Raw genomic sequence first — 12,971 nt, forward strand, 5'->3', positions numbered from 1 at the left:
GTTCACAAATATCTTTAATAATTCTATCGGTCACGTTTTTTTTACCATTTTCAAGACCAGATATATGTGCTTTTGATTTAATTCCAATTCGATTTCCGAATTCCTCTTGTGAGAGATTCAAATGAAGTCGAATCTTTTTCAACCTCACGCTGATGTTATCCATGTTTTCAACTCCTCACCTATACTATACTACATGTATGTTCTCAATGCAAACTATTTGCACTATAAGCGTTGACAAAGTACTCTAAAAGAACTATAATGTACCTATAGAGAACTTTGTAGTGTTAAAAAGAAACTGTGGGGTGGATGAATGAAAGTGTCACCTAAAGAATCACAAGACAATTTCAATCGGCGCGCAAATGATTCCATTGAAATCGAAAGAGCATTTAAAAAGCTATCTCCCGCCGCCAAAGCACGCATTAAAGATATTATCATGGGCGCGTTAATCATACAGGAGACAGAAGATAAGGCGACCGGGTGAGCTACGACAACGGTCAACATAAATTCTGGAGGAATGCTCTTTGTGTACCGACGATAGAAAGTAATCGTCAAGGATGCTGACCGAATGATTAATCGACGGAAATTTGTTCAGTTGACCGCTGACTATCTTAGAAAAGGTGCTCCGAAAGCATATTGCAAGATGCTCCGCAAACACATTGATGCCCGAAAAAGCAAAGCACGAAGATGTCACAATATATTATAATCCCACGCCACACGGTAGTCAATAATTTCCAAAATCGATAGCGTTAACAATGAAAACGAACAAGCAGGATAATATTTTGATAAAGGTGCCCAAGCCATTGGCATATAGATAGACTGAGGTGGTAATCATGGAAACCATTATCAATGGCATTCGTTGTCGGAGTCATGTGTACAGTATCAGCACGGGTGAAACAAAGGACTTCCGGCCGGATATGTGCCATGATGTGCTGAAATCTTATTTGAGTAGATGTAGTGAAGAGGAAATCCATGCATTTCCGGTAGCATCCAGAGACAGCGAAAAGTCTGTTACCGTGGTAATTAAACAAGGTTGTGTGGTAGAAGTGAGAGATATAGAATCAAAGACCGCAATATGACAAACGCCCGAGTATTCGGGCTGCAAATAAAATGGACAAGCAATTAGACAGGAGTGTTGACAATGAAAAAGCATCTCAGGAGTGTTGCCCAAATCTGGAATGACTTTGAACAGTCGCCTGACCGGGAACAGCAAGCCCTCCCGACATCCTCCGAAATTCACGCTTACCAAGACGGCCAGAAGGTGCGCTGTGTGGCCAGCTGCACCCCGGAGTTGGCGGGCCGCACGATTGCCTTCCTGCTCCGTATATTCACAGATACCCCCTCCAGCACCTCCAGAATGCTCCAATCGGCTTACGAAAGCCTTTCAGACCGCAAAAGCCAATAAAGAAGCGGACATAAGACAGGAGAGGTAGACAATGAGTAAAGCATGGTACATCATCGCATCACGTAAACAGGACGAGCTTGAACTGCTGCTGGATCGCAAAGATATTGATTACTTCAACCCCACGGGCATACAGGCCCGCACAACCCGCCAAAAACTGCAATTGCAAGAGCAAAACATCATGGGCGGCTATGTATTCGCTTATTTGGATATCTCACAGGAGTACTACTACCTCAAGCACAATGAGATGTTTTACGGCAACGTTATTGCCATCTTGGGCATGGACAATGGCATTGCCGGCACGGTCGATGAGAATGAGGTTATCGAGTGGCGCCAACTGGCAGCGGTAGTTTCCGTTCCCCTGCGGCTGCGCTTTATAAAAGGCAAGTATTGCATTACCAATAAAGGGCTGCATAATACCAGAATCGTTCACTACTACCGCCGCAAGCTCAGTGCATTAATAGAGGTCATGGTGGCCGGGAAGATCCGTAAACTCATGGTGGCCGCCTATGACGTCGGCAACAGATCTGCCGCGGCGCTGGAACTGGCTTCCATCTACAAGAATTCACTGTACCTGTTGAAATCAGGAACCGGTTCTCGTTTTCAAAGGAAACGCCGGATCGCTGCCTTTTTGGAAACTGTGCGCGAGAATACCACCAATATTATCGCGGAACTGGAAAAATCCCGCCTCAAGTCTCACAGAATCACAATGATGATCGTAGATAACCCCAAGCAATACTTAAAAGACCTCAGACGGTCCGCAAAATACCGGATGGTTTCCTATGGGCGATGGAGGATCGCGCCGTTTAACAGTGATTGGCTCTACGTTACAAGACACAATTTCGCATTTGCCCAGCGCTTTCCGGTTGCAGGTTAACTTTTCATTTTGGATATCCACGTTTCTTTCGTGCCTCCCATATGCCTCCCCATGCGCCGTTCGTGCTAATGGCACCCGTCGCTTTGTCACTTTGATACAGATTTTTGTAATCCTGTATCGAAATGGCGAAGCTTGCCCATATCAGTATACCATTTTTTGGATGCTATTCAATACTCAATCGGAATATGATCACCGACATCAAGGAGGAAAACATTATGAATATCGGAGAAAAACAAGCAGCGGAAATCAAAACGATCAAGGAGCGCAACATCGCGCTGAAGCTTTCGGACGCCGATGTGGAACGCCTTTTTATCAAGGCGGGCGGGGCAGGACTGACCGTCTCGGAGTTGCTGGAGAACTTTATAGGTGATTTGGTAGGCGGCACCTACAGCAACGGCTCCGACGAAAGGGATTACGCCGAGCGCTGGTTTGACCGATGCTGGTTCAGCATGGGGTTTGGAGATTTCACGTTTTTACAGTGGTTGATTTCAAATGACTGCGTGGACGAGGCCGTGGATCTCTGGGAGATCATACAGGATTTTGCCGAGCAAGATGTTCTGGACGATGACGAAACGAACGATCTTGCCTGCGCGCGCAGCGAACTTGCCGATATCTTCAATGAGTATCGTCAGGAGAAACAGTCGGTCAAGGATTCCATTGTTGAGAGTGAAATGCCCAAGGTCATGCGGTGGTGGAACGATTTGCGCAAGATGAAGGTCGGGGAGGTTTAATATGCAGGAACTTGTCTATATTTGCTCACCACTCAGGGGTGATATTTCCGGCAATATTCTTCAAGGCGCTGAATATTGCTTTGCAGTTGCCCGCTGTGGAGATGTTCCCATCGCCCCGCATGTATATTTCACCCGTTTCCTGCGGGATGGTATTCATCAAGAGCGTGAACTGGGGCTGAGTATGGGACTGACGTTGATGCACCGGTGTGACCGACTGGCGGTATTCCTCAAAAATGGCATATCGGAAGGTATGTGGGGTGAAATTAACGCGGCTAAAGAGGCGGATATGCCGATTGCATACTATAGAGATGAACAAGAATACTTGGAGAGGAATCGAAAGAACAATGGAACGGATATGCTTTGTTAGAACAGGCAGATGCACCGGCTGCCTTCCCGATGAAACATATAAATTTAGGCGGTCATGCATCGGTTGTAATAAATTGGCTCAGTTTTTGGACTCGTTGAAAGGATGCGAAACAATTGAAAGAAACGAGTATCGTGAGAAAAATAGATGATGTGGGCCGTATCGTACTGCCAAAGCAATTGCGTCGGATATTGAAAATTAAAAATGGAACTGAATTAGAGATTCTCGTGGATAAGGATACGGTTGTTCTTAGAAAAATTCAATAAACTGACGATTTTCATGCTTTGTGCTACTGTCAGGAGGGTAGGGATGTTTGTTTCTTTATTTAAAAAACAGTTTGAGCCGCAATACCGTAAGCCATATGACAGAAACCTTGCGTCACACGGCTGCGGGTACTGGAGTGTGTGCTGGGAGCACGGCCGTTCTTGCCCATGTTCTTCTACTTCTGCGGTCATGCAAGGATTTAGTCTAGACACGTGGAGTAGTTTACTGTCGGAAATGGGGCATGTAGCCGAGGACGCGGAAAAGGAGGACAGAGAGTTCTTACATGAGCACGGCTGTACGTTTGAGCAGTATGTCAAAAATGGGTTCAAGGATGAACCGGATAACGATAATCCATGGCCATCAGAGGACTATTGAACGATAGACTCCATTTCATGGTCTTCTGTCCGCCGAATATTAAACCGAAACGGGATTTTGGTCCCGTCTGCCGGGAATGGCCGCCCGGCACTGCGGTTTGCAGACTGCCTATTCTAAATTGTTGGGTGCCGATGACAGCGCTGGACGGGCCCCCCTCCGTGCCGCGCGAGGAGCTTTGGTTAAATGCGCCGGTGCAGCCCAACTTGTGGAATATGTCCACTAAGCCCCCAAGTGCGGCAAATTGTCGCACTTGGGGAAAAAAATCTAAAGACCAGCTTTTTCAGCAACTGCGACAATAAAAGATGGGAGGATGTGTACATGCGCAAAAAAGACATAATAGAAGCAAGAGAAGCAATGAAAGGAACGTATCCGGAAATATTGCGGAAATTAAACGCTCTTATCGCCATCGGAAAGGGCCGCGCTCTTTTTACGGCAGTAATCTATATTGAAGACAATAAGACTTTGACAACTTCTCAAAAGCAATATATACTGAATAAAGTGGAAGCGGCGCAACATGAATGCAGGAGATTTCTGTACATTGGATGGCGCTTTGTCTGGCAGCTTCCCGTAGAAATGCGGGATGGCGTCGCTTATATGGATACGTTCAGATATATTCGATATCTTCCGGCCGGGCGACAACAGTTCAGGCTGCTCTTGAAACTGATAAAAATGGCGAACCATGAAAGCAACCCCGATTTTATTAAAAGCAGCTACAAGAAAGATCTATATTATGATGCGCATCGTGTATTGCGCAATTATTACATAAAATAACATTCCATAGGATGTGATTGCTTGTTCCGTTGCAAAAAGGAAATTGAAGAGCTTAGAAAAAGCAATGAGGAACAAAAGAAACTGTTATGCAAGCAATCTATCCTGTTGAAGGATCATCAGGTGCTTTTGGAAAACGCCGATCGCATACAGCAAGAGGGTGACTTCCATCTATACATCCAAGACGGACATTTGCATTACATACAGATCAAACCGGAAAAACCGGATTTTGTTTATACAGTAACATTTTCTGTTTACAGACTGAGTCAACACTATTATTCCTCTGGAGCCTGGATTTCACAAGCGGTGGGTAATATAGTAATGTGCCAAGATACTGATTTCCCTTATAAAACCAATAATACGTTTGACCTTACAAGCTTAGATACCATACCTGATTACCAAAGGCAAGGTCATGCCAGCCATTTGATTTCTGCGATTCTTTCATTTTCTTATGAGCACAAAGTTCAATTGGTCTCAGGAGACTTATATGCAGAAACACCTATCGGAATAGATAATTTGAGGAATTTTTATCAGAAAAATGGATTTAAGGTAGGGAAAAGCTCATTTAGTATGGCACTAAAATAGAATCGTATCGTAAAAGCAGCCTTCCAACCGGAAGGCTGCTTTTTACTGCGACAATTTGTCGCAGTAGGGCTTGTTATGAAAGGATGCGCCGACATGTGCAAAATGGTCATCGAAAACGGAGAATTAAAGAAATTTAAGGACACAGATACGGATACGGTGGTTACAGTGCCCAATGGCGTACATACAATTGGTTGTGGTGCATTTGCTCAATGCCAAAGCATCCAAAACATTCATTTACCGGAAGGGTTGATCAGAGTCGGAATCAGTGCATTTGAAAATTGCAGAGCCTTAAAAGAAATTTTTCTTCCTTCCACAGTTACACTGATTGAGGATCAGCCGTTTTCCAGCTGCGTTTCCCTCAAAAAGATCGAGGTTCAACCCGGAAATAAACGGTTCCTGTCAATAGATGGCATCCTGTTCAGTCGAGATCTTACAATCCTTTTACGATATCCTTCCGCAAGATGTCATACGGATTATACAATACCGCAAGGCGTTCGGACAATTGCTGACGGTGCGTTTCAGGAATGCTCAAATCTGGAAGCGCTCTTTACACCGGACAGCGTGACAAAATTGGGAAGCGAATCTTTTGGCTATTGCGGTAAACTGCATACGGTCATGCTATCAAATGGCATTACAGTAATTCCCTATTTTGCATTTTCTGACTGTAGCAATCTAAAGTATATTGCATTGCCAGACAACCTTAAAAAGATCGAAGAGGGTGCATTCTCTGGCACGGGGCTGAAATATATTCAGATTCCGGATGCTGTCGAAGAAATTGAATTTGATGCCTTTGCCGACTGCTTGGCACTGGATGACGTGAAGGTTGGCCTTAATACAAAAATGGACACCCATGCAATGCATATTTACAGCGATGACTGAATACCCTCTCCCATTGCTTTTACTTCAGAAGCAAGGTATACTGAATAAAAATGCAGTCGGGAGGATTGCGCGAACATGAGCGAACAAGCCAGTCTGCCGGAAATTATGGAAGTTCCAATTCGGAAAATCCAGACAGATACCGCAATAGATTCAGGAAAAAGATTTTCCAGTAGCTATATAGCGGAATTTATCAAAACGATGGATAATACCAACAGTGATATTTGTTGGCCTATACTCGTTAATTATAGGGCTGGAGTGTACCGGCTGCTTTCGGGTTTATTCTTCTTGGATGTCTACTTATATATGGCTGTAGATAGGGCAGTCTGTATTGTCTATCGTGACCTTACGGAGCTTGATGAGATTCGTTATGCATCTGCCGCACAGATGTGCAAACCGACATCAAGTTCCAGACTCAAGCATTTTATTTACTTGTATCATGGGCTTGGGATTGGAAATGGAATGGGGAAGCACGAGAGACGCAAAGAGATTGGTCGGATTATGTGTGAAACGCCCAGGCAAATTCAAAAATATGAGCGTATATTTTTAAAAGGAGATAAACAGCTCATACACGACGTATTACATGATCGCCTTGGTACGAACAAAGCTATTGAGATAATTAAAGCAAACAAATAGATTGAGAACCGGTTCCAAAAAACAGCCGCCTACGGGTGGCTGTTTTTTTATGTCATGGGGTGGAGGTGTTCTTATGGGCAATGAAATTCAACCGCACCAAGCATTGGCGGTGAAAGAGCTGCTGCAAACATTTGATTTTGCCTGCGGGGGGCAAATAGGATTCTGGAATTGCCCTTGCCCTGAAGAAGACATTATGGCAGCAAGGCGAAAGCTCGAACAAATTTTTTCTTCCGAACAGGAAGGCTTGTATATCGAAGCTGTCAAAAAACTCTGCGCAATCGGCAGATGGCGCTTCAATGAGATTTACCGGAAAAGACATTTTCGGAGTAACACATATTAAAGTGTACAAAAACGACGGATAACCCGGATCTGTGGGGCAAGGATTAGGTGGATTTTTGATCGGAGGGAAAATTCATGAAAAAAATATGTTTTGTGCTTGGCATTCTGTTTGCAATATTGTCTGTCGTGACTTTTGTGTTCAGAGTTTCGAGTTATTTCACACAAGGAATTATGTGTGTGGCATTATGCGTGGATTCATTTGTTATTTTCCGCTTGAAAAGATAAAAACATGCCGTTTCAATTTAGGAATCAGTTCTTAAATTCATATAAGCTGAAATTCCAGCTGAGTTGACAGAAAGAGGTAATGTAAAATGGCAACCACAATCTGTGTCATGAATCAAAAAGGCGGCGTGGGCAAAACAACCACCAGCGTCAATGTCGCCGGTATTTTGGCCACCAGAGGCTTTCGTGTCCTCCTGGTGGACAACGATCCGCAGGGATCGGCTACTGCATACTATGACAAATATTACGAAAAAGACGATCCTGCGGTTCCGCAAGGCATGAGACCATTTAGCATCTACGATGTTTACAATCGAGAAAATACGGTTCCTGTTTCCGAAGCAATCCGTAAAACCAAAATTGCAAGTTTGTGCTTGCTTCCGGCAGATTACAAATTTAAGTACACAAACGGTGAACTATTTCTGATTCAGTCTGGCAAGGAATTTGTCTTGACGGATGCTCTGGAACCGGTTCTCGAATCTTACGATTACATCATCATAGACTGCCCGCCTGCCGACAACAATTTGACGGCCAATGCACTCGTTGCTGCCAACTACATCCTCCTGCCGAACATCGCAGACGCAAACGCAATCAAAAGCATCACGTCCATGATTGCCATGATAAAAAACGTCAAACGCAGCAACCCGCGCCTCAAGATTCTCGGTACCCTCATTACCATGGACGAAAAGACCCGAAACAAAGCAGCCTATAAACGGGCGCTTTTCAACTACACGAATTTTCCCGCCCTGTCCACCGTAATCCGTAAGAACACACGTATCGCGGAGGCAATCAACAACCAGGTGCCCGTGCATGTGTATGATCTCGGTTGCACCGGTGCGGCCGACTACAACGCCCTGGTGGACGAGTTGCTGTCAAAAATGGGGTGAGCTTTTGAACACCTTTTATACTAAATGTGGTCGGTCATTCAAAAAGTTCACAAAAGCCGAAACGACCGGTTATCAGATGGCACAACAGAATGAGGCAGATGGCTCTCTCGGCCGAGTTATGGATATCGAATGTCAGAAATGTCCATTTGTCGTGGATGTGAAAGAAGGCTGGCCTGCCCGGCATAAACGGTATGAGTGCCGGGCAGGAAGCAAACCACCAAACCATCAAAGCGATTGGATCGGCAGTCTTGACGATAAGTGTTCCATTTATGTTCGTTCCCTTGACCACGATCTCTGTGATCGCATTATCTCCTATTGCAAAGAGAATCCATATCTTGCCGCAGCATACAATCAGGATCGCTCGGATTGCCGCAGAACAGTATCCATCAGCTGCACCGCAAACAAAAAGGGTGTTGCAGCCAAAAAAGAAGTCATCAAAACATTTTTCCCTGGCATTGCGGTCGCGCCAGACCCCACGAACGACCCGGACGATCCCGCTTATTCTATGACAGAGGAGCGCAGAAGCATGGGCAAATTCAGTGTTGACGATATAATGGAGTCTGCACAAAAAATCGCAGAAAAAGCCGAAGGATTGGAACCGGTTCCAGAATTTAAAGAAATTAGGTGTAGTCTGGTTGATTTCAATCCGGAAAATGTGTTTGCCAAAAAGGATACGGATGAAACGATAGCGGAATTAGCGGATGACATTGAAACCAACGGTCTTCTACACCCGATTGTTGTCAATCATGTTGGCGGCAGGTATCGGCTTATATCCGGTGAGCGTCGTTTCAAAGCCATCACGTCCGTATTACAGTGGCAGGTAATCCAGGCTAACGTGTATGAGGGACTTGATCAATTTGGTGAAATAAAGCGCCTGTACGCGGCCAATTATCAGGTGCGTCAGTATACGGCGGCAGAATCGTTAAGCCATTACCAACATCTCACGCAATTGCTTTTTGACAAATCCCACGATGATGCAATTTCAACTAAACAAAAAAAGAAAATTGCCGAAATGCTCAATGTCTCAGGCCGGCAGGTGAACAAATACGCAAGGATCTGCCAAGACTTGTCGGCTGACGAGCTGCAAGCTATCGCTGAAAACCGAATGAGCATTAATCAGGCTGATGCCCTTGCCGGCAGCCGGATGGAAACGCCAAAAAAGCCTTCCTCCGCTTTGCATAAACAGGAACCAGTTCCAAAGCAGCAGCAAAAGGTATCGTCAGTTGGTTCTCAAAAGATCACTGAGGTATCCGCACACACGTCTCCACTTCCTTCTTCACCTTTACTAGAAAAACAGGAACTGGTTCCCGAAAAAGCAAATCAGGAATCAGTTCCCGTACCACCTGTACCCATACCGCATGATACGTTGGGTTTTAATGAGTCTACAGCAGCCGACGTGGTCCGTCAAATAGAAGAGATCACAACTGGACTTTATCTTCTTAGTGACATGCTCAAAAAATCTGGCGTTGACATGGGGAACACAATCGATAAATTCATTGAAACAATGCACGAATACCAGCACGAATATCATGATCAAGTAAATGCCGGCAAGTAAAAAGACACTAAAAAAGGGGCGCACCCCCTCGTGCGCCCCGACAGGAAAAGCGGCATATACCAGACCGTTTTTCTTGTCTTGAATAGGATTGTCAAAAATGCAGGAAATTATTCCCGTTGGTCGGAGAGCGTAAAACGTCCCTTTTATACTGCCCTTACCAGAGCAATTGATGATTTTGCGTCTCCCGAAAGCTATTGTATCCAAATGGATGCGAAAATATTGTCGCAAAAGGCACGAAAATAGGCACTACAGAAAAGACAGATCGGAGGAATTTCATGGACAAGATCATATTTTTCGCTGTTACTGGGCTCTTGACACTGTTTGATGTATTATTCGTATTCTGCTGCTGCAAACTTTCCGGGAGAATTTCTCGTATGGAAGAGCGCGCAGATCAAAATATGCTTTTGCGTGCAGAGCTGCAAAAAAGTATTTGAAATTAAAATGTGGAAAGGAAAACAACATGACTATTTCAAAGGTGATCATTCGAAAAATGGTTGATGGGCCAAAGATCAAAGCAATTGTATCTGTGACCATCGACGGTGAACTTGCAATCCACGATATCAAAGTCATCGCGGGCGTCAATCGTCTGTTTTGTGCTATGCCAAACCGCCATTCTGAGGATGGGAGATTTCAGGATGTCGTGCATCCCATTTCTTCTGAGGTGCGGCAGATGATCGAGACTGCGGTTCTGGAGGAATATTATGCTGCAATTCATCGGGAGGCGACAGCCTCTTGAGTATCTTTTGCGCAGCGGATCTCCGACCAGGCGCAACTGTCGTGGTTAAAACAAACCACAACTTTTGTGGTATAGAAAGCGGAACGATAACCGGTCACAGCATTGGCGGCCACGACGGGCTGGTGTGCTATTACAATGACTCGGCTGGCAATCCCAGATGGTGTTTGGTCTCGCAGATTATTGATTTGCGATTGCGGACTTAGGGGGTTATATGAAAATATTCAGCTTTATTTGTTTCACGGCTGTGCTCTTCGGCACGGCCGTTATCGATGCCCGGACAAAGCATATTCCAAAATTTGTCCATTGGCTTCTGCTTGCCATAGGCATTGCACGCATTCTTTCAACCGGGCCTCCAGACCAAATTGTAAATAATCTGCTCTATTCTATCGCTGGAATGGCATTGGGATTTGTCCCTCTGTTTTTACTTGGCATAGCAAAGGGTGGTGTTGGCGGTGGTGACATCAAACTGGCCGGAAGTGCGGGATTTGCTTTGGCACAGCCAAATCTAGTTCTCTTATATCCGGGTGCATACTGGGCAATTCTTGGTTCCCTATTGCTTTTCCTACTGGGAAAACTGTATTTTAAAGTCCGTGATGGCAAACGTTTGAGCGTACCAATGCCTTTTGCACCGTATTTTGCGGCGGCGGGTATTGGTACTTATTTTTTACAACTGATATGGAGGATGATTACATGAATGAGGAATCTATCAAGCCGGAGCAAGCTGCAAATGTGGACAATCCACCACCTAAAGGGAAGGAAAAACATAATCTTTCTCCCGATGCAAAAAAGAGGATCATGGTTAGCGCATTGAGCATCGGACTGGCTGTTGTGGTCGGTTTTGGCGGGGTGTTTCTGGTCAACGAGCTGACGATGGCCACCGTTCCGGTTGTCCGCGCCAGAGAACTGATTTCGCAAGGTACACAAGTTACTTCGAATATGATTGAAATAGATCAGGTCAGCAAATATCAATTACAAAGCAATGTGACCGGTGACCCTTCTCTGGTTGTCGGTGCCTACGCTACTACCGACATATTGCCGCAGGATAACATCACCGGCAATAAACTCACAAAGGCAAATCCTGTGTATACCCTCGCAGATAATGAGATGCTCATGAGCGTACCGGTCAAGAATTTGTCAGACGCCCTCGCAGGACAACTGAAAGCCGGAGATATTGTCAGAATTTCCGCGCTGAAAGCGACCGGTTCCACAGCTGGCAGTAACAATGCGGGCGGTCAAGGCAATCAAGATACAACACCGACCGAGCTTCAATTTGTGAGGGTTGCGGCTGTTGCCGCTTCCGACGGGCAAAACGCCGCTGTTTCGAAAAATCAGTCTAAAACGTCTATTGGTGCCACGACCAACTCCAGCACGTCTAATCTTCCAGCATCCGTCACCCTCTATGTCAATCAACAACAAATTTCCCGCCTGACGCAAATGAGCCAATCCGAGCTCATTTTTGCGCTAGTATACCGTGGTGGCGGCGCAAAAGCCCAAACACTGCTAGACGAGCAGACGCAGATTCTACAGGGGGTGCAGCAATGATCCTGATTGGTGTGATTGGAACACCGGGTGTCGGAAAAACGACGTTTGCCTCTGCTTTGGCTAATGTTCTTGCCGGCAGACACAATCATGTGATTTTGGCAAGTCTCGATGACCATTGCCCCGCCATGAGCGTATGGGAGCCAAGAAGAACAGACGTGTCGTCTTTTAAAAGATTTGTCGAGGAAGACGGGACAATCGATGAGAACCGGATTTACGAGAAAGTGACATTCAGCAGTGCAAACGGAAACGTGATATTGTTTGGTTTTACAAAATCAGACCTCTGCGGTTCAACCCTGATCAACGAGAAGCTCGTTGACAGTATTGTGAGCATCATTACAGCCGATGAATCCGTTGACTTTATGATTGTGGATGGCAGCAATTATGAGGAAGCAATGACCAACTATGCAATCAGCCAGGCGGATATTTTGATCAGGCTGCTTCCTGCCGATTTTACCGGCGGTATCAATTACATGTGCCAAATCATCCGTGGCGCGGAAAGATCCACACAAGAACGATTGAATATCCTATTCCGCCGCGCACGATTTGACGACACCGACGAAGTGATCAGCACAACCAAAATGCCGGTTTTTGCAACGATCCCCTACACGGATGAATGCCATCACAAACTGGTAAATGGCCGCTTGATATCAAAATACCAACACGATACATACCGGCAGACAGTTGAAAAAACTGCTGAGTATATTCGAGGAAGGAGACAATTGTGATTTCCTATTCGTTTTTTTTGCCAGACCAAACCGAACTTACGTACCCGGATGCATATAACCTTGTCCGGTCTTATCTGTCCGAAGAGCACTCGA

At 45.3% G+C, this 12,971-nt stretch carries 20 protein-coding genes and 1 other RNA gene; 20 read left to right on the forward strand and 1 reads right to left on the reverse strand.

Annotated elements, in window-relative coordinates; all coding sequences use genetic code 11:
- A partial coding sequence (locus ABF463_RS00005) for a helix-turn-helix domain-containing protein (protein ID WP_415531574.1) occupies positions 1 to 163 on the reverse strand: 163 nt, incomplete at its 3' end.
- Between the two features lie 147 nt (positions 164 to 310).
- Between ABF463_RS00005 and ABF463_RS00010 the strand changes: the two genes are divergently transcribed.
- The 20 genes from ABF463_RS00010 to ABF463_RS00105 all read left to right on the forward strand — a co-directional run bounded on the left by ABF463_RS00010 (position 311) and on the right by ABF463_RS00105 (position 12,878).
- Positions 311 to 481 carry a hypothetical protein gene (locus ABF463_RS00010; protein ID WP_415531477.1) on the forward strand — a complete coding sequence of 57 codons (171 nt, stop codon included), beginning with the start codon at positions 311 to 313 and terminating at the stop codon, positions 479 to 481.
- 657 nt (positions 482 to 1,138) lie between these two features.
- Complete coding sequence (locus tag ABF463_RS00015; RefSeq protein ID WP_415531478.1) at positions 1,139 to 1,402, forward strand: hypothetical protein; 264 nt, start codon at positions 1,139 to 1,141, stop codon at positions 1,400 to 1,402.
- 31 nt (positions 1,403 to 1,433) lie between these two features.
- Positions 1,434 to 2,276: a hypothetical protein gene (locus ABF463_RS00020; protein WP_415531479.1), complete on the forward strand. Its 843-nt coding sequence runs from the start codon at positions 1,434 to 1,436 to the stop codon at positions 2,274 to 2,276.
- A gap of 215 nt (positions 2,277 to 2,491) precedes the next feature.
- Complete coding sequence (locus ABF463_RS00025; RefSeq protein WP_415531480.1) at positions 2,492 to 3,007, forward strand: molecular chaperone GrpE; 516 nt, start codon at positions 2,492 to 2,494, stop codon at positions 3,005 to 3,007.
- A gap of 1 nt (position 3,008) precedes the next feature.
- Positions 3,009 to 3,374 carry a DUF4406 domain-containing protein gene (locus ABF463_RS00030; RefSeq protein ID WP_415531481.1) on the forward strand — a complete coding sequence of 122 codons (366 nt, stop codon included), beginning with the start codon at positions 3,009 to 3,011 and terminating at the stop codon, positions 3,372 to 3,374.
- Between the two features lie 113 nt (positions 3,375 to 3,487).
- Positions 3,488 to 3,637 carry an AbrB/MazE/SpoVT family DNA-binding domain-containing protein gene (locus ABF463_RS00035; protein ID WP_415531482.1) on the forward strand — a complete coding sequence of 50 codons (150 nt, stop codon included), beginning with the start codon at positions 3,488 to 3,490 and terminating at the stop codon, positions 3,635 to 3,637.
- 43 nt (positions 3,638 to 3,680) lie between these two features.
- A complete protein-coding gene (locus tag ABF463_RS00040; RefSeq protein WP_415531483.1) occupies positions 3,681 to 4,010 on the forward strand; it encodes a hypothetical protein in 330 nt (109 codons plus the stop codon).
- A 42-nt stretch (positions 4,011 to 4,052) separates the two neighbouring features.
- Positions 4,053 to 4,119, forward strand: an RNA gene (locus ABF463_RS00045) — hammerhead ribozyme type II.
- Between the two features lie 209 nt (positions 4,120 to 4,328).
- Positions 4,329 to 4,781 carry a hypothetical protein gene (locus ABF463_RS00050; protein ID WP_415531484.1) on the forward strand — a complete coding sequence of 151 codons (453 nt, stop codon included), beginning with the start codon at positions 4,329 to 4,331 and terminating at the stop codon, positions 4,779 to 4,781.
- 21 nt (positions 4,782 to 4,802) lie between these two features.
- A complete protein-coding gene (locus tag ABF463_RS00055) occupies positions 4,803 to 5,363 on the forward strand; it encodes a GNAT family N-acetyltransferase (RefSeq protein WP_415531485.1) in 561 nt (186 codons plus the stop codon).
- A 93-nt stretch (positions 5,364 to 5,456) separates the two neighbouring features.
- A complete protein-coding gene (locus ABF463_RS00060) occupies positions 5,457 to 6,242 on the forward strand; it encodes a leucine-rich repeat domain-containing protein (RefSeq protein ID WP_415531486.1) in 786 nt (261 codons plus the stop codon).
- Positions 6,243 to 6,317: 75 nt separating this feature from the next.
- Positions 6,318 to 6,875 (forward strand): hypothetical protein, encoded by a 558-nt coding sequence (locus ABF463_RS00065; RefSeq protein WP_415531487.1) that lies wholly within the window; start codon positions 6,318 to 6,320, stop codon positions 6,873 to 6,875.
- A gap of 73 nt (positions 6,876 to 6,948) precedes the next feature.
- Positions 6,949 to 7,215 (forward strand): hypothetical protein, encoded by a 267-nt coding sequence (locus ABF463_RS00070; protein WP_415531488.1) that lies wholly within the window; start codon positions 6,949 to 6,951, stop codon positions 7,213 to 7,215.
- 310 nt (positions 7,216 to 7,525) lie between these two features.
- Complete coding sequence (locus ABF463_RS00075; RefSeq protein ID WP_415531489.1) at positions 7,526 to 8,320, forward strand: ParA family protein; 795 nt, start codon at positions 7,526 to 7,528, stop codon at positions 8,318 to 8,320.
- 526 nt (positions 8,321 to 8,846) lie between these two features.
- On the forward strand, positions 8,847 to 9,875 hold the full coding sequence (locus ABF463_RS00080; RefSeq protein WP_415531490.1) for a ParB/RepB/Spo0J family partition protein: 1,029 nt from the start codon (positions 8,847 to 8,849) through the stop codon (positions 9,873 to 9,875).
- 275 nt (positions 9,876 to 10,150) lie between these two features.
- A complete protein-coding gene (locus ABF463_RS00085; RefSeq protein ID WP_415531491.1) occupies positions 10,151 to 10,309 on the forward strand; it encodes a hypothetical protein in 159 nt (52 codons plus the stop codon).
- A 26-nt stretch (positions 10,310 to 10,335) separates the two neighbouring features.
- Positions 10,336 to 10,611: a SpoVG family protein gene (locus ABF463_RS00090; protein WP_415531492.1), complete on the forward strand. Its 276-nt coding sequence runs from the start codon at positions 10,336 to 10,338 to the stop codon at positions 10,609 to 10,611.
- 211 nt (positions 10,612 to 10,822) lie between these two features.
- Complete coding sequence (locus ABF463_RS00095; RefSeq protein WP_415531493.1) at positions 10,823 to 11,305, forward strand: prepilin peptidase; 483 nt, start codon at positions 10,823 to 10,825, stop codon at positions 11,303 to 11,305.
- Positions 11,302 to 12,153, forward strand: coding sequence for a Flp pilus assembly protein CpaB (locus tag ABF463_RS00100; protein ID WP_415531494.1), 852 nt, complete (start codon positions 11,302 to 11,304; stop codon positions 12,151 to 12,153). Before ABF463_RS00095 ends, ABF463_RS00100 begins: the two co-directional genes overlap by 4 nt.
- Positions 12,150 to 12,878, forward strand: a complete 729-nt coding sequence (locus ABF463_RS00105) for a hypothetical protein (protein WP_415531495.1) — start codon at positions 12,150 to 12,152, stop codon at positions 12,876 to 12,878. The genes ABF463_RS00100 and ABF463_RS00105 overlap by 4 nt, the downstream gene beginning before the upstream one ends.
- Positions 12,879 to 12,971: the final 93 nt, after the last annotated feature.

The sequence above is a fragment of the Ethanoligenens sp. genome (assembly GCF_047718355.1).
Classification (GTDB): Bacteria; Bacillota; Clostridia; order Oscillospirales; family Ethanoligenentaceae; genus Ethanoligenens.